This is a genomic window from Halostagnicola alkaliphila, assembly GCF_055379965.1.
In genome coordinates, this window is record NZ_AP043824.1 from 132,774 (window position 1) to 154,029 (window position 21,256).

General features: G+C 61.4%; 17 protein-coding genes and 1 pseudogene. 9 read left to right on the plus strand and 9 right to left on the minus strand.

What is annotated here, in order from left to right:
• Positions 1-160: 160 nt before the first annotated feature.
• The 4 genes from ACZ5C7_RS00565 to ACZ5C7_RS00580 form a co-directional block, all read right to left on the minus strand.
• The gene (locus ACZ5C7_RS00565) at positions 161-373 is read right to left on the minus strand and encodes a hypothetical protein (RefSeq protein ID WP_464374453.1); all 213 of its coding nucleotides are present in this window, start codon (positions 371-373) and stop codon (positions 161-163) included.
• 58 nt (positions 374-431) lie between these two features.
• Positions 432-3,713 carry a formate dehydrogenase subunit alpha gene (gene fdhF, locus ACZ5C7_RS00570; protein ID WP_464374454.1) on the minus strand — a complete coding sequence of 1,094 codons (3,282 nt, stop codon included), beginning with the start codon at positions 3,711-3,713 and terminating at the stop codon, positions 432-434.
• Positions 3,714-3,726: 13 nt separating this feature from the next.
• A complete protein-coding gene (locus ACZ5C7_RS00575; protein WP_464374455.1) occupies positions 3,727-5,322 on the minus strand; it encodes an NADH-ubiquinone oxidoreductase-F iron-sulfur binding region domain-containing protein in 1,596 nt (531 codons plus the stop codon).
• Between the two features lie 76 nt (positions 5,323-5,398).
• Complete coding sequence (locus ACZ5C7_RS00580) at positions 5,399-5,560, minus strand: hypothetical protein (protein WP_464374456.1); 162 nt, start codon at positions 5,558-5,560, stop codon at positions 5,399-5,401.
• Positions 5,561-5,863: 303 nt separating this feature from the next.
• On the opposite strand from ACZ5C7_RS00580, the gene ACZ5C7_RS00585 reads away from it, so the two are divergent.
• The 6 genes from ACZ5C7_RS00585 (at position 5,864) to ACZ5C7_RS00610 (ending at position 14,076) form a co-directional block, all read left to right on the plus strand.
• A complete protein-coding gene (locus tag ACZ5C7_RS00585) occupies positions 5,864-7,234 on the plus strand; it encodes an aspartate aminotransferase family protein (protein ID WP_464374457.1) in 1,371 nt (456 codons plus the stop codon).
• A 68-nt stretch (positions 7,235-7,302) separates the two neighbouring features.
• Entirely contained in the window at positions 7,303-7,692 is a 390-nt protein-coding gene (locus ACZ5C7_RS00590; protein ID WP_464374458.1) for a Rid family detoxifying hydrolase, read from the plus strand.
• A 150-nt stretch (positions 7,693-7,842) separates the two neighbouring features.
• Positions 7,843-9,177, plus strand: coding sequence for an amidohydrolase (locus tag ACZ5C7_RS00595; RefSeq protein WP_464374772.1), 1,335 nt, complete (start codon positions 7,843-7,845; stop codon positions 9,175-9,177).
• Positions 9,178-9,405: 228 nt separating this feature from the next.
• Positions 9,406-10,053 (plus strand): hypothetical protein, encoded by a 648-nt coding sequence (locus ACZ5C7_RS00600; protein ID WP_464374459.1) that lies wholly within the window; start codon positions 9,406-9,408, stop codon positions 10,051-10,053.
• Positions 10,054-10,899: 846 nt separating this feature from the next.
• Complete coding sequence (locus ACZ5C7_RS00605) at positions 10,900-12,573, plus strand: BCCT family transporter (protein ID WP_464374460.1); 1,674 nt, start codon at positions 10,900-10,902, stop codon at positions 12,571-12,573.
• Positions 12,574-12,714: 141 nt separating this feature from the next.
• Positions 12,715-14,076 carry an aminotransferase class III-fold pyridoxal phosphate-dependent enzyme gene (locus tag ACZ5C7_RS00610; protein ID WP_464374461.1) on the plus strand — a complete coding sequence of 454 codons (1,362 nt, stop codon included), beginning with the start codon at positions 12,715-12,717 and terminating at the stop codon, positions 14,074-14,076.
• Positions 14,077-14,397: 321 nt separating this feature from the next.
• Here the strand turns inward: ACZ5C7_RS00610 and ACZ5C7_RS00615 are convergent.
• The 4 genes and pseudogenes from ACZ5C7_RS00615 to ACZ5C7_RS00630 all read right to left on the minus strand — a co-directional run bounded on the left by ACZ5C7_RS00615 (position 14,398) and on the right by ACZ5C7_RS00630 (position 17,956).
• A pseudogene (locus ACZ5C7_RS00615) lies at positions 14,398-14,747 on the minus strand (PIN domain-containing protein).
• A 96-nt stretch (positions 14,748-14,843) separates the two neighbouring features.
• Entirely contained in the window at positions 14,844-15,104 is a 261-nt protein-coding gene (locus tag ACZ5C7_RS00620) for an AbrB/MazE/SpoVT family DNA-binding domain-containing protein (RefSeq protein WP_464374462.1), read from the minus strand.
• A 246-nt stretch (positions 15,105-15,350) separates the two neighbouring features.
• Positions 15,351-16,583 carry a threonine ammonia-lyase gene (ilvA, locus tag ACZ5C7_RS00625; protein WP_464374463.1) on the minus strand — a complete coding sequence of 411 codons (1,233 nt, stop codon included), beginning with the start codon at positions 16,581-16,583 and terminating at the stop codon, positions 15,351-15,353.
• Positions 16,580-17,956, minus strand: a complete 1,377-nt coding sequence (locus ACZ5C7_RS00630) for an amidohydrolase (RefSeq protein WP_464374464.1) — start codon at positions 17,954-17,956, stop codon at positions 16,580-16,582. Before ACZ5C7_RS00630 ends, ilvA begins: the two co-directional genes overlap by 4 nt.
• Positions 17,957-18,083: 127 nt before the next feature.
• Here ACZ5C7_RS00630 and ACZ5C7_RS00635 point away from each other — a divergent pair, with 127 nt between their 5' ends.
• The 3 genes from ACZ5C7_RS00635 (at position 18,084) to ACZ5C7_RS00645 (ending at position 19,881) form a co-directional block, all read left to right on the plus strand.
• A complete protein-coding gene (locus ACZ5C7_RS00635) occupies positions 18,084-19,055 on the plus strand; it encodes an NAD(P)-dependent oxidoreductase (protein ID WP_464374465.1) in 972 nt (323 codons plus the stop codon).
• A 110-nt stretch (positions 19,056-19,165) separates the two neighbouring features.
• Positions 19,166-19,522 (plus strand): TrmB family transcriptional regulator, encoded by a 357-nt coding sequence (locus tag ACZ5C7_RS00640; RefSeq protein ID WP_464374466.1) that lies wholly within the window; start codon positions 19,166-19,168, stop codon positions 19,520-19,522.
• Positions 19,519-19,881, plus strand: a complete 363-nt coding sequence (locus ACZ5C7_RS00645) for a type II toxin-antitoxin system PemK/MazF family toxin (RefSeq protein WP_464374467.1) — start codon at positions 19,519-19,521, stop codon at positions 19,879-19,881. The genes ACZ5C7_RS00640 and ACZ5C7_RS00645 overlap by 4 nt, the downstream gene beginning before the upstream one ends.
• A 50-nt stretch (positions 19,882-19,931) precedes the next feature.
• Here ACZ5C7_RS00645 and ACZ5C7_RS00650 read toward each other — a convergent pair whose 3' ends face one another.
• A complete protein-coding gene (locus tag ACZ5C7_RS00650; protein ID WP_464374468.1) occupies positions 19,932-21,113 on the minus strand; it encodes a M24 family metallopeptidase in 1,182 nt (393 codons plus the stop codon).
• Positions 21,114-21,256: the final 143 nt, after the last annotated feature.

Below are 21,256 nucleotides of genomic sequence, written 5' to 3' on the forward strand. Positions count from 1 at the left end.
AGGAGTGTCGTCGAAGAGACGCCGTCTCGCCGACGAGACGTACGTCGAGCTACGAAAGACGCCGGCAACTCGAAAATCGATCGGATCCTTCCGGGAGCCTCGCGCCTGCTCTCGTCGGTCCAGTTCTTCCGACCTTGCCGCGACGGCTACCGACCGTCCGTTATCGCTTTTCGGGCTCGAAGAGGATCACCTGCTCGTCGGTAATGTCCTTGATTTCGTCCACGTCGACGTCCTCCTCGCGTTCGGTGTCGCCAGCACCGGTGAAATCGACGTACAAGTGATTGTCGTCGATTTCGGCGACGGTTCCGATCTCCTGTCCGCCGTCGGTGACGACCGCTTTTCCCACCACGTCGTCCGTGATTTCGACTGTCATGATGCGTAGACGGTCGAGGCCGAGGTGAATAGGCCTGTGGCCTGCGGTCGCTCGGTTATCAGTCGTCCAGGTACGTTCTCGGCGGGTAGTTATCCGTCTCCCCGATCGGTTCGGTGTCGGGGTCGGCTCCCCTCGAACGGACGCGGACGCTCGCGAGTTTGTAGTCCGGAATCCGGCTTATCGGATCGAGTTCCTCCTGCGTGAGTTCGTTGACCGCGCCGACCGCGAAGTGCATCGGAATGAAGACCTTCCCGGGCGCGGTTCGATCGGTCACCTTCGCACGGACGACGATAGACCCCCGTCTGGATTCGACCTCAACGTACTCGCCGTCCACGACGCCGATCTGTCCGGCAGTCTGCGGGTGAATCTCCGCGTAGCTCTCGCCGACGTGGCCCATCAGTCCCTCGCTCCGTCGAGTGAGCTGGCCGGTGTGCCAGTGATACAGCACCCGGCCCGAGGTGAGTGCGATAGGGAACTCCTCGCCGGGTAGCTCGGTCGGATCCCCCAGGTCGGCCGGGACGAACCGCGCCTTTCCGTCCTCGAAGTTGAACTCCTCCTCGTAAAGATAGGGCGTCCCCGGGTGCTCCTCGTCCGGGCAGGGCCACTGGAGTCCGTCGCCGTTCTCCTCTAATCGTTCATGGGTGATCCCGCCGTAGATCGGCGTCAGGTCGTTTATCTCGTCCATGATCTCGGTCGACGAGTCGTACTCCCAGTCGAACCCGAACCGTCGAGCGAGGTCCTGAAGGATCTTCCAGTCCGCTCGAGCCTCCCCGGGCGGTTCGACCGCCGGTCGAACCAGTTGGACGCGTCGCTCGGTGTTCGTGACGGTGCCGTACTTCTCGGTGAACGTCGCCGCCGGAAGGATCACGTCCGCGTACTCCGCGGTTTCGGTCACGAAGATGTCCTGAACCACGAGGAAATCGAGTTTCTGTAAACTCTCTCTGGCATTCGTCACGTCGGGTTCGGAGATCGCGGGATTCTCGCCGATCACGTACAGTCCGCGGACGTTCCCCTCGTCGACCTCGTCGAACACCTCCGTGACGCGAAGCCCGGGTTCGTCCGGCGGTCTGACGCCCCACGCTTCCTCGAACTCGTCGAGCACGTCGTCGTCGGTGACGTCCTGATAGCCGGGGAGGTTGTCGGGAATCGTACCCATGTCGCCGCCGCCACCCTGCACGTTGTTCTGTCCGCGAAACGGCGACAACCCCGAGTTGGGCTTGCCGACGTGACCGGTTACGAGCGCGAGGTCCGCGAGGGCGAGAACCGTCTGCGTTCCGTACGTGTGTTGGGAGATACCCATCGCCCAGCCGAAGACGCACGTCTCGGCCTCGGCGATGGTTTCGGCCGCGTTCTCGAGTTCCTCGGGCGAGACGTTCGTAAGCTCCTCGACCTTGTCGGGCGTAAACGCCTGCACTTTCTCCGCGACGTCCTCGAAACCCTTCGTTCGCTCCTCGATGAATTCCTCGTCGTGCAGATCGTTCTCGAGTATGTGGCGGATCATGCCGTTGATCCACGCGATGTCGTGGCCGCCCGCCGTTCGCGTGAACTGATCTGCGTGCTCGGCGAGTTCGATCTTCCGCGGTTCGAAGACGAACAGATCCGCACCGTCGCGAACGTTCTGTTTGAGCTTCGTCGCTAACACGGGATGGCTCTCGGTCGTGTTCGAGCCCGTGATGAGATAGCAGTCGGCGTTACCCACATCCTTGATCCGGTTCGACATCGCCCCGTAACCCATCGTCTGTTTCAACGCCGCGACTGTCGAGGAGTGACACAGCCGCGTGCAGTTGTCGATGTTCTTCGTCTCGAGCACCTGCCGGGCGAATTTCTGCATCAGGAAGTTCTCCTCGTTGGTCGCCTTCGACGAGGAAAAGACCGCGAGCGAGTCCTTGCCGTGGGTAGCGCGTGTCTCGGCCAGTTCCTCCGCGACCCGCGAGAGCGCCTCGTTCCACGACGCCTCCCGGAACTCGCCGTCCTCCTTGATCAGCGGCGTCTCGAGGCGTTCGTCGCTGTTGGCGAAGTCGTAGCCGAACTTGCCCTTGACGCAGGTCGAGTAGCCGTTCGCGGGCGTCGCGTCGGGGTCGGCCGGCCGCGTTCCGAGGATTTCACCGTCTTTGCCGTACAGATCGAACCGACAGCCGACCGCGCAGTAGCCGCAGGTCGTTTCGGCTTTGTTCACTCGGTCGAGTCGCCGGGAGCCGACCGCGCGGCCGATATCGAACAGCATCCCCTCGGGGAGCGAGTTCGCCGCGAAGAACTCGGCGGTGTGTTCCGTCTCCTGGAGAACCATGTCCGCCGTTTGGCGGGCCTTCTCGCTGGCCAGCGTTTTCGCGTTCTCGACTTGCTGTTTCGCCCGGGACATCATCTTCGCGACCCCCGATTTCTCGGCGACGTCCACGTCCGTCGGCACCCGTCCCGTGACCGCGCGGTTCGGCGACTCGCTCGTTTCGCTCGTTTCGGCCCGTGCTCCGCGGATCGTCTTCCCGATCGAGTTCTCCTGGTTGAAGCCGGGCAGTGGAAGCGTCGTCATCTCCGTCAGCCCCTCCTCGACGATCGCGCCCGTCGGACAAACCGTCGCGCAGTGGCCACAGGAGATGCAGTTCGAGTCGCCCATCGTTTCGGCTTCGCTCTGGAAGCCGATGCGGGTATCGGGACCGTTACCCTCCATTCGAAGCACGCCCGCGACCTGAACGTCGCTACAGGCTTCGACGCACCGATTACAGAGGATGCACTTGTTCCGATCGATCTGGATGAACGACGACGTCGAGTCGATCGGCTCGTACTGATCGCGTTCGTCGAACACGCCGTATCGCGGGTGCTCGACGCCCTGGTGAATCGAGGCTTCCTGAAGCTCGCACCAGCCGTTTTTCGAGCACGTCGTACACCGGAGGTTGTGGTTCGAAAGGACCAGATCGAGATTGACGTCGCGAGATTCCCTCGCATCGGCCGTGTCCGTCCGTACGGTCAGGCCGCCCTCCGCGGGAAAACTACACGACGGGACCAGGCCGTATTTGTCCGTCTCGACCATGCACGTTCGACACTCGCTTCGCGGCCCGATCTCGTAGCGCCCGTGATCGCCCGAGTCGCCCTCGTCCCCCCGTTCGTAGTAACAGAGGGCGGGAACGTCTTCGTGGGCGTCGGTTCCCTCGAGACCGTCGAGGACGGTCGCCCCCGGACGCATGGTACGTCGCTCGCCGTTGACGGTGATCTCGGTCTCGGTCGCCGTCACGTCGACGTTCGGATCGTTCGCGGTCCCCTTGTTGAAGTCCTCGGTCAGCGGCGTCTCCGGCTGGGGATCGTCGATGTTCGGGACCTGCGGTCGCGGATCTTTGTCGCTACTCATGGATCGGTGGTCATCATGGGTTCGTCGATTCGGGTCGTCGCGGTTCGGTTCGACGCTCGGTCTCCGCGCGTTCCTCGCAGAAGCCGGCCGGACAGTACCCCTCCGTGTGGGCGGTAAACTCGCTATCGAAGTGAGCGATCGCGGTCGTCACCGGACGCGAAGCGGTGCGACCGAAGTCACAGATCGACGACCGTCGCATCACTCGAGCGAGTTCTTCGATCATGCCCCGGTCGTAGTCGCCCTCGTAGATCTCCCGGAGAAGTTCGACGAGCTGCTTGGTCCCTTCGCGACCGGGCACGCAACGCCCGCAGTTTCCTTCGCGAGCGAACTTCGCACGCTTCCCGGCGACCGCGACCAGACATCGGTCGTGATTGAGTCGCTCGACGATTCCGTTCGTTCCCAGATTCGACGAGCGAAGCGATCCCGCACTCGGCGCGACGCGAAGGTCTCGAGTGATCCCGCCGAAGACGCCGCCGACGCAGGCGGCTTTGAACTGCCCGTCGCCGACGACTGCCTCGAACGCGGTTTCGAGCGAGCCGTCGGTCGGAAGCTCGACGGTAGCCGGTGATTCGACGTCGCCGGCGACCGTAAAGAGCCGCGTTCCGGGATCGATTTCGTCGGCGTTGTGCGGTTCGTCCGTCGCGACGAGCGCCCGAACCTGTGCGAGCGTCCGAGCCGTATGGATCGCCGTCGGTCGACCGAACAGGCCGTGCTCCGCGGGGCCCGGAGGGCGACGGCGCGCCTCGAGCCGGTCGCTGCCTTCGAGCGATTCGAGCGCCATCGTCATCTCGCCAGCCGTGTACTCGTCGGGGCCCGTCGCGACCTGTACGTTCACCTCGTCGACGGCGTCGTTCATCGCCCCCGCCGCCTGTTCGACGCGTTGGCGTGCGAGCGTGTCCGCTTCGTTGAGATAGACGACGATGTCGGGCGTGTCGAGAATCGACGCGACGAGGCGGGCACCATCCAAGACGTCGATCGGCACGCCTTCCAACAAGAGCGAGTCCAGTCGAGCGCTTTCGTCCGCCTCGTTCGCGTTGACGACGACGACCGGCTCGCCTGACGCCTCTCGAACCGTCGACCACGCGTCCGCGACCGGCTCGTCTGTACTTCCGTCGCCGCGTCCCCGTCCGCGGAGACCGAGCTCGGTGATTCGCTCGAGCGCGTCGTCGGGCTCGGTGCTGTCGGAGACAATTCCGGCACCGGGTTCGTAATCGGCGACGCTCACGGGGACGACCCAGCCACATCGAGCGAGGACCGTACGATCCCCGACCGCCAGTGGCCCCTCCTCGGGAAGCGGAAGGCTCGTCGTCTCGGAGTCGTGAGAGACGACGGCGTGAGCGCCGTCGGTCGGGGTGTCCCCCTCCTCGAGCGTTTCGACGAGCGGCTGAACGTCGTTTCGTTCGGTGGCGATGTGAAACGCCGTCGTTCCCTCGCGGGTTGCCAGTACGAGCGGTTCGAATCGGGGAACTCCGACCGGGCCGACCTCCACGACATCGGTCGTTTCGGCCGTCTCGCGTGCAGTCTCGAGTACCTCCTCCGGCCGAGAGTCTCTCGAGCTACTGATTCGGATCGCCGGCGATCGACCGACTACTCCGCTCCGAGTACGCATACCAACCCGCTCACTATGTACGTCTAAAAGCGTAGTGCAGTCGTTTGCTGGCTAATCCATTATTAGTGTAACTCGATTAAACGGTTACGAACGGCGCCGTGAATTCGGATTTTGCTCGGAACCGAGAACGAAGCTCGTTCGCCGCCGCGAGCACTCCGAGCAGACAAGCGCCGGCGAGCAGACAGCGACGGATCGGTCGTGGCGATTCAACCGTCGAGCGGTCCTCGAGAGCGGCCATGCGCGTACTTGCACCTCGAGAGCCATATAATCCGACCGACTGCCATCACTCGAGGGGGTCGCCAGGTCGACTAGCCGCCCCCAATGGGTACGGGAAATCCGTCTCGAATATCGGTTGAATACGGCAGTTGGCTCTCGGTTGAATACGGGTCAGTCAATCCGGCGACCACGCGAGAGTGCGTTTGTCCAGTTGATTTCCGAGAGTGGCCACTATCCACTGCCACTCTCCGATATTCAATATCTGTATATGGTCGATATGGTTATCGTAGACAGTTTTTTATAATTGATTCACCTGGTACCATATATGACCGCTGGACCGCCCATCGAGGAGATCCACTTCGAAAACGCACCGAACGTCGGTTCCGTTCCCGGACCGAACACCCGACAGTTACTCGAGAAACAACAGGAGATAGACAGCAGCGCCGTCGCCTACCCGAACGACATTCCCATCGCGTTCGAGGAGGGAAAGGGCGCGACGGTACGGGACGCGGACGGCAACACCTACATCGACATGTTCGCCGGAATCGGTGTACTCAACGTCGGCCACTCGAATCCCTACGTTCTCGAGGCCGTCCACGAGCAAGCGGACAAGTTCGTGCACACGGTCGACTTCCCGACCGAGGCTCGCCTCGAGTTGATCGAAAAACTCGACGAGATCGCACCCGAGGGATTGGCAGGGAACAACCGCGTCGTGTTCGGGGGCCCGACGGGCAGCGACGCAATCGAGGCCTCGATCAAACTCGCGAAGTACAACACCGGCGGTGACGGCCTCATCGCGTTCCGCGGAGCCTACCACGGCGCGACGACGGGCGCGATGAGTCTGACGTCGAACAAGAGCTTCAAAGAACACTACACGCCGCTGCTCTCGGACGTCGTCCACGCGCCGTATCCGGACCCGTTCCGGCAGGACAAAGCGCCACAAGAAGCCGTCGATCACGCCCTCGAGGAGGTCCAGGCCATCGTCGAGGATCCGTACGGCGGCCTGGCCAACCCTGCCGGCATCGTGGTCGAGCCGATTCAGGGAGAAGGAGGCATCGTGACGCCGCCGGAGGGGTTCCTGCAGGGATTGCGCGATATCGCGGACGATAACGACATCATCCTCGTGTTCGACGAGATCCAGAGCGGGCTCGGCCGCACCGGCGAGTGGTGGGCGAGCGACTGGGAGGGAGTCACGCCGGACGCGATGACCTCGGCGAAAGCCCTCGGCGGCGCGGGCTTTCCTCTCTCGGCGACGATGTACCACGAAGATCTCGATACGTGGGGGCCGGGCGACCACGCCGGCACCTATCGCGGTCACGTCGTCGGCATGCGAGCCGGGACCCGCGCGATCGAGTACATTCAGGAACACGAACTCCTCTCGCACGCCCGCGAACTCGGCGGGTACATTCAGGGTAGGCTCCAGGAAGCCGCAGACGGAAGCGACCGTCTCGCAGATATCCGCGGTCGCGGGCTGTTCATCGGTGCCGAGTTCGTCGACGAAACGGGTAATCCGGACGGCGACCTCGTCGACGACATCCAGCAGTACTGTTTCGAGCGCGGCGTGCTGGTCTGGACGGCCGGTCGCCACGGCAACGTGCTCCGTTTCCTCCCGCCGCTCGTGCTCACGCACGACCTCGCGGAGACGGCCCTCGACGTCGTCATCGAGGCGATCGAACAGACGACCAACACGAGTTGAACACGATCAACACGAACTGAACACGACCAGCACGAACGGAACACTGCCAACACACGAGCTAAGCACGAATGTCCGACATCGAACCCATCGAAACCGACGACGCACCGAGCAACGACAACCCCTACTCGCAGGGCATTCGCGACGATGGGACGCTCTACGTCTCCGGGTACGGGCCAGTCGATCCGGCGACGGACGAGGTCGTCGACGGCGATATCGCGGCACAGACCGACCAGGTCCTCGACAACATCGCCGCGGTCGTCGAGGAAGCCGGCGGGAGCGGTCTCGAGGATGTCGTCAAGGTGACAGTCTACCTGACGAACCTCGAGGATTACGACCGAGTCAACGACGCCTACGGTGCCAAGTTCGGTGAGACTCCCCCCGCCAGGGTCTGCATCGAAGCGTCCCGGCTCCCCGACGACGTTCGCGTCGAACTGGACGCGATCGCTTCGCTCGAGTAGCAGCCGAACACCGACTCCACGATTTCGTAATTGCGGACGATATTTCGAGCGAACGTCAAACTAGTTGACCGAATTATACACCGATCGTGATACTATCATATCCGATTATTGACTACGATTAAGTGTCCCCCCTCCGTTGTGCGGACTATGATGGAACACGACAGACGACACGAACTCACCGAGCTTCGCCGGGCGTTTCATCGCTTCCCCGAGCCCGGCTGGCGCGAGTTCCGGACCACCGCCAGGATCGTCGAGGAGATCGAGCGAATCGGCGTCGACGAACTCGCCGTCGGGCGGGACGCGCTCTCGTCGGAAGCGCGGATGGCGGTTCCCGACGACGAGGATATCGAGCCCTGGCTCGAGCGGGCACGCGAGGCGGGCGTTCGCGAAGAGATCCTCGAGCGAACCGCGGGCGGGCACACGGGTGTGGTCGCAGTCATCGAACAGGGCGCTTCCGACGTTGAAAAAGAGAGTGGGCGGCGTGACGAGAACGGTGCTGAGGGGCAGGGACCCTGTGTCGGGCTCCGCGTCGATATGGACGCCATCTCGCTCGAGGAGTCCGACGAGCCGGGTCATCGACCCGCGGACGAGGGGTTCCGGTCCGAGCACGACGGGTACATGCACGCCTGCGGCCACGACGGACACATCGCAATGGGACTCGGGACCCTCGAGGCGGTGAAAGAAAGCGACTTTTCTGGGACGTTCAAGGTGTTCTTCCAGCCGGCAGAAGAGATCTCCGGCGGAGGCCGAGCGATGGCACAAAGCGGATACCTCGACGATGTCGACTGTCTCTTCGCCGTTCACATCGGACACGACCATCCGACCGGAACGATCGTAGCGGGCGCCGAGAAACCGCTGGCGATGGCACATCTGACCGTGACCTTCGAAGGGGCGAGCGCACACGCGGGCAAAGCGCCGAACGACGGGGCGAACGCGATGCAAGCCGTCGCGAGCGCCGTCCAGAACGCCTACGCGATTCCGCGCCACAGCAACGGCATGACCCGGATCAACTTCGGTCGGATCGAAGGCGGCACCGCGAGCAACGTCATCGCCGAGGAGATCACCCTAGAGGGCGAAGTCCGCGGCGAGACGACGGCGCTGATGGAGTACACCAGAACAGAACTCGAGCGGGTGCTCTACGCCGCCGCGGAGATGCACGACTGCGACGTGACCCCGCGCGTCATAAGCGAGTCGCCCCGCGTCGATAGCGATCCGGCGCTTCGGGATCTCGTCGGCACCGTCGCGGGGAGGATCGACGATGTCGATTCGGTCGTGCCGACCGCCGAGTTCGGCGCGAGCGAGGACGCGACCTTCCTCATGGAGCACGTCACGGACAACGGCGGACTCGCCTCGTACGTCCTCATCGGAACGGACTCACCAACGAATCAACAGACGCCGACGTTCGACATCGACGACGAAAGCCTCGAGATCGGCGTGTCGGTGCTGACCGATGCCGTCGTCGAATGCTCGGAGCAAGGCCAGTAGGTTCTCTATCTTCTCACACCAGATATCGAACGAGGTGCTGGTTACTTCCTGTGATAGTTGCCAGCTCTCGAGCGGAGAGAGTCGCCACAACAGCGCCTTTCCCGGGAACAACAGTGCTGTTAACCCGATATCGAGTCCCGTTGCACTCCGTTTCCGCCGAACCTGTTCGTCAGGCATCACGTGTATCGGATCAGAAGCATTAATCCGCGGGCTACCCGTGTTCAGTGTATGAGTCAGGACGAGATGCCGGAGTCGCTTCGGACGGCAGCGGACGCGGATCGCCCTCGCGGTATCCTCACACCATCGGATCGCGACTTCTTGCTCGGCCGGAAGACGGACTACACCGACCACTCGAAGAAACAAAAACGAAATCGCATTCGGCGGCGGGTTCGAAACGCGGTGCTCGATTTCAGTATCCTCTTCGAATACATGGAAGAACGGGACCGGAACACGGTCTTCGACCCCGACGACGAGGAACGAGACGCCTACACGCAGGGAATAACGGACATGCTCGCGTTTTTGCACCTCGGAACGATGGGCTATCACACGCCGTTTAAAGACATGCTTTCGGAGGGAGTCGGCAAGGCCGAACAGCGACTCGCCGGATCGAACTACCGCATGGTCAACGTCGAGTTCAACGTCGATCCCGTCGGTCAGATCAACGTCGACGAAGTCGTCGAAAAGCTCGAGAACGAGGAGTTCGCCCAGCTCACCGACGAAGAACTACGGGCGTTCGTCCGGCTGCTGACGATGTCCGACGAATTCTCGCCCGACGAAACTCGAGAGGAGATCAAAGACCGCGTCGACGAGTACACCAAAAAGGTCAACGAGAGCGCCGAAACGCGCGACCAGAAACTCGAGGAACTGACGAACTGAGTTGGGATCCGCGATTTCTTTGCCGTCATTTTAGGGAGCGAGAACATGTCAACCGAACAGGTTGCGATAGGAGTCGGGCGTTTTTCCGATCGGACAATCGACTTCGGGGTTCCGCAATCGGTCGCCGAAAGGATGCCCAGACTCATGAACACCGAATATTCCATGTCGTCAGCCGCCAGTGTTAGATCCGGGTACCGTCCGGCGCCAGTACCGATGACTCGGCACTTTCGGTGAACAATTTGAAAATGAAGAACAGTTGAGTACAGACGAACGGTGGAAAAGAGCTCTTTATCGAATCTATAGCTAACTAGCACCGGTCGAATTACTCACACGACGGGGGGTACGGACACAGTCAATTTTGACAGTCCGAACGTTATCACACCCGTCTCCAAGAGAGATTACCCTCGCGTCGAACTCGACGCGTGATCTCTCCTACCCCTACCCTTTGAGACACCACGTGTGAATGGAGATTACACCGATCATTCTTACGCCGATCATTCACGTCCGGAATAATTCACGTACCCAGGGTGGAGAACCGACGCGGACCTATGGAATTCTCCCCTCGTTTCTCGAACACAACTAACGCGTTTTCCCAGATACTCGTCCACTCGAGTTGCGTTTCGACGAACACTACACGTTCGGTCAATTCAATCTGAGATTGACGACGCGTAGTTGGACGTTCTCCATAAACAAAATCTGTATATGCCAGTTACAAAAAGGAAATATTTATATCGTATACTAACAACAAGTTCGGTATGCCATCGCAAAGCATGGTGTTCGGTAGGTGGAGTCAGGAGTGGTGTCGGCAACCGGCACATTCCGCAACGGTATCGGTGGTGAGTACCGATGAGTGACGCCGACGGGGGGATGGTCGACCGGTTCTTCGAAGAACTCGATCCGATCGTCTTCGTGTTCGGGGCGTTGCTTTCGGTCGGCGTGATCGCCGCATTCTTCGTCAATCGAGATGCCGTTTCGACCGGAATCGAAGTCGTCCACGACGAGATGCTCAGCTACCTGAGCTGGGCGTTGTTGGTGATCGTGTTCTTGATCGTCATCTTCTTGCTCTTCTTAATCGTGGGGCCGTGGGGGAAGATCAAGTTCGGGGACGGCGATCCGGAGTACAGTTTCCTCTCGTTTTTCGCGATGTTGTACTCCGCCGGGTTCGCCGCGGGCGTCGTGTTCTGGGGGCCGACAGAGGCGCTATTTTACTACGACGATCCGAATCCGCTGTTCGGGGCCACCGGCGGCTCGAGCGAGGCGATTTCGCTCGCGGTGCAACAGACCCTGTTCCACTGGGCGTTGCCCCAATTAGCCGTCTTTACGATCATGGGAATCGCGATCGGTTACTTCGCGTACAACTACGAGAACGTCCCGCTCCGGGTTTCCTCGGCACTAACGCCTATCATCGGCGCCGACAACCTCGACGGTCCGGTGGCAAAAGTCATCGACATACTCGCGGTGTTTGCGACGATCGGCGGCGTCGCGACCTCGCTAGGGTTTATCGGAAGCCAGTTCGTTAGCGGACTGGACTACCAGTGGGGGATCAATCTGGGCGATATCGGCGTCCTCCTCGTGGTGACGACGATGACGATCCTGTTTACGATCTCGATGGTGCTCGGGATCGACAAGGGAATCCGTCGGCTGTCGAACTTCAACATGATCCTGTTCGTCGGACTCATGATAACGACGTTCATCGTAGGCCCGACCATGTTTCTCCTGTTGCTCGGCTCTCAGGCCGTCGGCGGGATGATCTCGGACTTTACGGCTATGAGTCTCTACACCGGTGCCGGCGAAGGAGGGACGGGGTGGGTCGAAGCCTGGACCGTCTTCTACTGGGCGTGGGCGCTCTCGTGGTCTCCGTTCGCAGGACTGTTCATCGCTCGCATCTCCAAGGGACGAACCGTTCGCGAGGTCGCGTTTACGGGAATCGTCGCGACGTCGGCGGCGACGATTCCGTGGTTCACCTTCGTCGGCGGAACCGCCGTGTGGGCCCAACACAACGGCATCGCCGACTTCGGCGAGGTTCTCGCGGGAGATGCCGGTGCGGAAGTCTCGGGCTTCATCCTGTTCGACGCACTACAGTTCTCGGTGAATCTGGGGATCGCCGAATTGACGTTGCCGGTCGGTTCGATCCTGATACTCGCGTTCATGGTCCTCGTAACCACGTTCTTCATCACGTCCGCCGACTCGTCGACGCTCGCCGTCTCGATGATGACGACCGGCGGGAAGGCGAGCCCCTCGAGCATCAACCGAGTCTTCTGGGGGATCGTTCTCGGACTGACTGCCGCGATTCTCATTATTCTCGGCGGCGAAGGTGGTGCTGATGCGTTACAGCAAGCCGTCGTCATCACCGGCGCACCGTTCGCGTTCGTCTGTTTCCTCGCCATGCTCTCGCTTATCAAGAACTTCAGCGAAAATCACGGTCGAGTCTTGCTTCAGGAAAAGACCGTATTGATCGGACCAAGTGAGGAGCAACCGGAAAGCGATCCGCCGGCGAGCGTCGATCCAGGTGACGACTAGCGGGCAACGGAATTCGACTTCACCGTTACAAAGACCGAATCGAAAATCGAGCGGAAGCCTCGAGAAACGCTTTGACCGCCGTCCGAACCGGTGAGACTGCCTATAACAAGTTTTAATGTATGTCATACACATATTCTGTGTATGGATAGGAGCACGGCGGAGCCCGACGTGGCCGCGTTTCCCGGGCCGAACGCTCGAGAGTGGGTCGAGTTTCACGGAGCCAACGCGGCGCCGAGCGAGTACTCTCACGAGTTCGTCTGGGATATCACCCGCGAGGCCGACGGCCCGTTCGTCACGGATGTCGACGGAAACGTTCTGCTGGATTTTACGTGTCACATCGGCGCAGCGCCGCTCGGATACAACAACGAAAAGATCCTCGGCAAACTCCGCGAGTTCGACCTCGTCGAGCCGATGAAAATCGCGGGCCAGGACATGTACTTCGGAGCAGGGCCGACCCCGGGCGAATCCGACGTTCCGGGCTCGAGTCACCTGATGGCGAAACTGGTCGACGTCTCGAGCCAGTACGGGATGGACACCGTTTTCCTCTCGAACTCCGGCGCGGAAGCGATGGAGAATTCGATGAAAATAACGCACGATTATCGCGCACCTGCGAAGTACGGCGTCGCGTTCGAGGGGAGTTTCCACGGACGAACCCTCGGCACGCTCTCGCTGACGAAATCCAAGGAGGTCTACACCCGACACTACCCCGAAATTAGCGGGATCGAGACGGTGCCGTTCTGTGCCGACCGCGGTTGTAGCGAGGAAACGTGCGACTGCGGATTCTTTACCGGAGCGGGTTCCCGGCTCCGAAACTCGCTTTCGCCCGAAGGAGGTCACATCAACCCGGACGAAATAGCCTTCCTTACCCTCGAGCCGATTCAGGGCGTCGGCGGCTACCGCTTCCCGAGCGAGGAGTTCATGCGCGAGGTCGCGGATGTCACCGACGAGTACGATATTCCGCTCGTCGTCGACGAGATTCAGTCCGGCGTCGGTCGGACCGGCGAGATCTGGGCCTCGGACCACTATCCGATCGAACCCGATGTCATCGCTAGCGCGAAGGCGCTTCGCGTCGGCGCGACCATCTCGCGGTCGGAGATTTTCCCCGAGGAGAAGAACCGACTCGGATCGACGTTCGGCGGCGGCGACCTGCTCGGGTCGATGATGGGCGCGTTCACCCTCGAGGCCATCGAGGAGTACGACCTGCTCGCGAACGCTACAACGCGCGGCGAGCACGCCAAAGAACTGCTTCGTGACGACGCGCCGGACTACGTCGAAGACGTGCGCGGCAAAGGGCTGATGCTCGCCGTCGAATTCGATACGGCCGATCGGCGGAACGCTGTGGTGAAGGAGTCGCTCGAGCGCGGGTTGCTGACGCTCGGCTGCGGCAAGAAGACGATCCGACTGCTCCCGCCGCTGGACTCGAGCGAACGCGAAATCGCGCTCGGTGTAGGGATTTTCCTCGAGGCGATCGACTCGGTCGGAACGAGTCCGAGAGCGGCCTAACGGTCTCTTGCGATGTGTACGTCTTGCGATGTGTACCGTCGCGGATTACTTGGAATCGTGTCCAGTTCGCACGCAAGGTTGCAATGAGTAAGCGAAACCCACAAATACGACAGTAGGTGCGATCTCCAGCGCATTCCCAATTTGCGGGGAACGGCTGTAATTTTTATACTCAATCGCCTCCAGTATCCGAATACCCGTGGGCAACAGACCTTGCCCTCCACTCCACCCATCCCCACTCAGCCTTCATCTCCACCACTCTCGTCCCATAGGCATCCCCCGGGCATCCCACGGGCTTTCACAAAACAATAGCGTGCGGATTCGCTATTCGGGTCCCTCTATCGGGAGACGGTCGTCCGTAACACGGTCGAGGGACTTGTCCGAGGAGATGATGGCGTTTTCATCCGCGTACGCGACGTTATACGCATCAAAGGCAGTAAGGTCATCTTGCTCCATGTAGTCTGCCGCCTGGAACAGAACGTCTTCGTCCTCCGGAACCGACGCGATTTCGAGTGCGTACGTAAGCGCCTCCATCCGATCGAACTCGAATCGGTTGGAAATCATCAGAATTCGAGCAACGTTGCGCGTGAGGTATAGATTCGGCCCTCGTTCTCGAGAGCGATCTGGGCCGCTCGATCCTGCAGCCAATCGTCGTCCGTTACTAGGCGATGAATCGCTTCGGGGTCAAGTGGTTCGAGAATCGAAGATTTCCGAACGACTTCGAGGCATTCTCCCGTATCGTTTGATAAAGCGGTCCGTGTCAGCGTAGATCATCGCAGATTTTTAGACAACCTGTCTAACTCATCTTCTCGAGCGGCCTCGCGGGACTCTCGTTTAATCTCTGCGATCGATTTATCGTCGAACGCGTCGCCGACGGCATCGCGGAGTCCTTCAACCGGGTCGTCGTTGAGCGGAATCAATTCGACCCGGTCTTCGCGTTCGACGACACGATATCGGTCGCCGTGTTTCTCACGGGTCTCGTGAGGAATAACGATCCGGCCTCGATCGTCGGCCTCAGCTGTTTTGCTCATCGTAGTCCCCATTACAACGGGAATGACGAAAAAATGTTCCCACGAGAGATGGTTTGTTCCCCAGCCTGCCCGATCGGAAGAGACCGAATTTCTCAGCCACCGGTGCACGGTATGTCAGGAGCAGGACACCAATTCAACCCAAAACAACGGGCTGACAACAGTCGCTTCTTTCGCTCTCCCGTACAGAGGCGGGTGACTCCTCGGAATAGAGTTCGATCGTTCGGAGCGAATCAGCCCGCGGACGGTTCATCGAGGCTCGAGCACCGAAATTCCGTCCAGTTGCTCGAGCGCCTCGAGAACGCCCGACAGATGCTCGGGACCGCTTCCTTCGAGTCCGATCGTTACCGGAACGCGATTTGGCCGATCGACGGGGCGACGACGAGCGCGCTCGAAAACGTCGAGTTCGGCTCCAAGGTCCTCGACCGTCTCGAGCACCTCGCCGAGTGCTGCGGGCCAGCCGTCGACGGCCAGCCTAGCTTCGGTATAGCGCTCGAGTTTTCCCAATCCGGTTCGGGTCAGTTCCGCGTGCTCGGTGAGATTCACGTTGCCGCCGGAAACGACGACGCCAACGTGTTGACCCTCGAGGCCGAGGGCGTTCGAATCCGAGAGCGCGGCGGCCAGCGGCGCGGCTCCGGCACTCTCGACGACGGTTTTGGCGCGTTCGGCGAGCAGCGTTACGGCGACGGCCATCTCGTCGTCGCTAACGGCGACCACGTCGTCGACGACGTTGCGGGCGACCGCGAAGGTCGTCTCGAGCATCCGAGTGTCGGCGATGCCTTCGGCGACGGTATCGACGGATTCGAGTTCGTGAATTCGATCGCTCTCGAGCGACGGCTTCGCGTGGAGAGCGCCCTCGGGCTGGACGCCCACGACGCGGATATTCGGATCCGCGGCTTTCAGCACGGTTCCGATGCCGGAAATCAGACCGCCGCCGCCGATCGCGACGAGCGCGGTGTCGAGTTCCGGATACTGTTCTCGCAACTCGAGCCCGATCGTCCCTTGGCCGGCGATGATCGCCTCGTCGTCGAAGGGGTGAACGAACGTCTCTCCCGTTTCTTCGGCTCGCTCGAGCGCGTGCTCGTAGGATCGTTCGTAGATCTCTCCCGCCACGATGACCTCGGCACCGTAGCCGCGGGTCGCCTCGATCTTCGCGGCGGGCGTGACCTCCGGAACGACGATCGTGGTGTCGATACCGAGCACGTCGCCAGCCAGCGCCACCCCCTGTGCGTGGTTGCCCGCACTCGAGGCGATGACTCCCGCGTCGCGTTCCACATCAGAAAGCTGCGCCATCGTGTTGTACGCGCCGCGGATTTTGAACGAACCCGTTCGCTGGGTGTTCTCGAGTTTGAGCCCGACCGATTCGGCACCGCTCATCTCGGCGAACGTCCGAGACGTATCGAGCGGCGTGCGGTGGACGACGCCATCGATGCGTTCTCCGGCGGCTTCGACGTCCTCGAGCGTGACGAGATCCTCGTTCATCTCTCGCCCTCCGAATGCTGGGCGGCTCGTTCCTCCGACCGCGAGACGGCACGTTCTGCCGACCGCGGGCTGGGACGTTCGTCCGACCGTGGGACGGGATGTCGGCGTTCGAGTTCTCGGATCGTCTCGACGAGCACCGAAACGCCGTGCTCGAGGCTCGCCTCGTCGACGTCGAACGTCGGCGTGTGGTGGCTCGTCGGATGATCGGTACCGACGATCAGGTACGACGCGAGACCGCCGTCTTCCTGTACGCGTTCCATCAGAAACGTGGCGTCCTCGCTCGCCCCGAAATCGGCGGTGGGAACGACGTCGTCGATCCCCTCGACGGAACCCGCGACGGTCGCGATGACGTCGACGAGCGCCGAATCGCTGTCCGCCCGCGGCGACTCGCTGATCACGTCCACGTCGGCCCGGCAGCCGTGCATCGTGGCTGCGGACCGCATCACCCGATCGAGTTTGGCTTTCGCGTACTCCATCAGCTCCGTCGTTTCACCCCGCGCTTCGGCCTCGAGGTGGGCGCGTTCGGCGATGACGTTGCTCGCGGTTCCAGCCTCGGCACGACCGATGTTTACCCGGGTCATCCCGCCGCTGTGTCGGGGAATGCCGTAGGTGTTCTCGATTGCCGTTCCCATGGCCTGCATCGCGTTGTCGCCCTCCTGCGGGGCCTTTCCCGCGTGGGCGGACGTTCCTTCGATCGTCACATCGACGTGACACATCGCGAGCGGTTTCTCGATGCCCGCGATGACCTGTCCCGTCGGGTGGTCAAGACCCACGTGGATCGCGAGCAGATAATCCAAATCGTCGGCGAAGGGGCTCTTCGCCATCGGATAACCGCCGCCGCTTACCTCCTCCGCAGGCTGGAAAAAGACCACCAGTCGACCCGAGAAATCGCTCTCTTTGATGGCTTCGAGAACGGCCAACCCCCAAGTCATGTGTACGTCGTGCCCGCAGGCGTGCATCGTCCCTTCGATTTCCGAGCGGAAGCCCTCCGCGTCCGGCACGTGGTCGTCGCCAGCAGCTTCCTCGACGAACAGGCCGTCGATGTCGACGCGGAGACCGATTCGGGGACCGTCGCCGCGTTCGAGGACCGCAACGGCCCCCGTGTTTCCGCCGGCCATTCGCTCGAGCAGTTCCGGGTCGGCACCACGTTCGTGCGCCTGCCGATCCCAGGACGCGAGTTCCTCATCGTCGGGAACGGCCATTCGGTCGCCCGAATCGTAGGCGTCCGGCCCGACGGCGAGTTCGTCGACGCCGATCGTTCTGATCTCCTCGACGAGTTGCGCGGTCGTGTAGAACTCCCGCCACGCTGGTTCCGGATGTCGGTGGAGACTTCGGCGGAGCGTGACGAGGCGATCCCGAACCGGTTCGTTCATGAGACTAGCTGACGCGCCCCACTAACTTAATAATACACAATTCTCGTTAACGCCGGTTACACATAAAGGATAAGAGCGTTCGTGACAATCCTCGCTTACGCGTCATGCGGGCGCAAAAGAGATCGATATGAGCACGAACCCAGACGTCGTCGTCCTCCGCGAAGGGACGGAAGGCCTGTCGATGGAATCGTACGCCGAGACACTGCGCGAGCACTTGACGAACCACACCGTCGAACTCGCACGGACGCCGGAAGCGGAGCGCGAGCTCGTCCCGCAAGCGCGGGTCGTGACCGGAATCACGATCGACGAAGGCCTCCTCGAGCGCGCCGATCGGCTCGAACTCTTTGCGTGTACCTTCGCCGGCACCGAACACGTACCGGTCGATGCGCTCGCCGAGCACGGCGTGGCCGTGACGAACGCCGGCGGGATTCACGCCCCCGGTATCGCCGAACAGGCGATCGGGAACATGCTCGTCTTCGCACGAAACCTCCACGAAGGGTGGCGTCGCAAGGCGAACAACGAGTGGCGTCACTTCCAGTCTCACGAGTTCACCGACAGCACCGTCACGGTCGTCGGCCTCGGCTCGATCGGTCAAGAAATCGTCCAGCGACTCGAGGGCTTCGGCGTCGAGACGATCGGTATCCGGTACACGCCCTCGAAGGGCGGGCCGACCGACGAGGTGCTCAGCTTCGACGAAGAAGACGTCCACGAGGCGTTCTCACGGAGCGAGTACGTCGTCCTTGCGTGTCCGCTGAACGATCTGACGCGCAACCTCGTCGACGAGGACGCGCTGGCGACCCTGCCGCCGGACGCGGTGGTCGTCAACGCCGCCCGCGGGGGCATCGTCGACACCGACGCCCTCGTCTCCGCGCTCCAGTTCAACGGCATCCGCGGCGCTGCACTCGACGTCACCGACCCCGAGCCGTTGCCCAACGACCACGAACTCTGGGACCTCGAGAACTGTCTGCTCACCCCACACACCGGCGGTCACACGCCGAAACACTGGGATCGGCTGGCGGACATCGTCGCGCACAACGTCGACGCACTCGAGTCGGGCGATAATTTGGAAAACGCGGTGTCGCAACCGGCCCCGCGGTGAGAGGCCGTACTGGCTGGAGATGGATACATAATACACGATTCAGAATACGGACCATACGAGAGTACATTTATACGTATCGCGGCCGTTTCTGTCACTAACAGGATCGCCCCATGCCAATCAGCATCGACGAATTCGATCAGTTTGATTCGCCACAACGCCACGAAACGAACGCTGAACGAGTCGTTCGGTTTCTCGTTACGAACCGAGAGCAAGCGTTCAAGGCGAGCGAAATCGCCGACGAAACCGGCATCAACGAGAACTCGATTCAACCGGTTCTCAATCGGCTCCGATCGCGCGAACTCGTCCGGCACAAGGAGCCGTATTGGGCGATCGGCGACCTCGAGCGGGTTCGTGATGCGTTCGTGTTTCAGTCGACGAGTCAGTTTCTCGACGAACGGTTGGGCGCAGAAGACCGTCAAGAGTGGCTCGACGCCGCGAAAAATTCCGGCGCCGAGGACGACGAGTGACCGATTCACGGCCGTCGTCCGACTGCCTCGAACGGGGACACGTTGTCCTCGCGCCGGACCCTTTCAAAGAAACCGACGAGGCGACGAGACCCTGGGTAGTCGTTAATAATGAAACACACCCGTTCGACGGGGAACAATACGTCGTAATGGGATTAACAACACGAACGTGGTACCAGAGACGTGTTCCACTGAGCGATGCCGACTTTCGGCATCGTGAAGCACCGAGCGATAGTTCGATCGTTCCACACGCTGTTGCGTCGCTTCAACCCAATCTGGTAACCGACTACGTCTGCCGGATTCGTGCCGAGCCGCTCGAGGATGCGATCGAGATGCTTCTCGAATATCTGCAACAGCCCTAGAAGAAGCTAAAGAGCGGTACGATTCTGGAGCCGAGACAGTCGGGCGTAACCTACGTCGTGAACAGCTCCCGCGGGAACTCCGCGAGCGTCTCCGCGCCGTCGCCGGTGACGTGAAACGTTTCGCTGATCTCGACGCCGACTTCGTTCGTCCAGATGCCGGGGATCATGTGGAAGGTCATGTCCTCCTCGAGGACCGTTTCGTCGCCCGGCCGAATGCTCGCCGTGTGCTCGCCCCAGTCCGGCGGATACCCCAGCCCCATCGAGTACCCGATCCGGTCTTCCTTTTCGATGTCGTACTTCGCGATGGTTTCTCGCCAGGCCTTCTCGACGGATTCGCAGGTGACGCCGGGCTCGGCGGCGTCGAGCGCGGCCTCGAGGCCCTCGACGACGATCGCTGCGGTGTCCTCGAGGATCTCGGGTGGCTCCCCGACGAACGTCGTCCGCGCCAGCGGGGAGTGATACCGGTGGCGACAGCCCGAGAGTTCGATGATCACCGGGTCGCCCTGTTCGAATGGTCTGTCCGTCCACGTTAGATGCGGCGTCCCGGTGTGGTCCCCCGACGGCATCAGCGGAACGATAGACGGGTAATCCCCACCGAACGTATCGGTGCCAGTGATCAGCGCTTCCGAGATCGCAGCCGCCGCTTCGTACTCCGGGACGCCCTCTTCGATGGTCTCGAGACCTGCTTTCATGGCCGCCTCCGAAATTCTCGCGGCTTCGCGCATGTACTCGAGTTCCTGTTCGGATTTTTTGACCCGAACCCAGTTGACGAGCAGCGTGTGGTCCTCGAACTCGACTTCCGGGAGGTTCTCCTGCAGACGCGTGTAGGATTTCGCGGTGAAGTAGGAGGCGTCCATCTCGAGACCAATATTGCCGTTGTCGACATCCAGGTCCTCGAGGACACCCGCGACGTAGTCCATCGGATGCAGATCGTACGGCGAGTGAACGTGGTCGTCGCTGTAGGAGCGAATGCTCGGCTCGGAGAGCCAGGCCGTCGCCCGCGCGCCGTTAGCGTCCATCTCGCGACCGACCCAGACAGGTTCGTCGTCGGGGTCGGACGTGACGATGACGGCCTGATGGACGTAAAACGACCAGCCGTCGTACCCCGTCAGGTAGTTCATGTTCGCCGGGTCGGAGACGACGATGGCGTCGAGGTTCTCCTCGCGCAACCGCGCTTTCGTCCGACTCACTCGACGCTCGTACTCGGCCTCGGTAAAAACATCTCGTGACATGATAACAGGGACTCTAGTGAGAGAATCGATCAGGAGGATTAAAAGTTTTTCGTGTATGCCGATAACAAATAGTGTGTATATCTCCCCATCCGCGATAAGGAGCGGTGCACACTCCAATGGAATCCTATACGAGAAACGTCCAC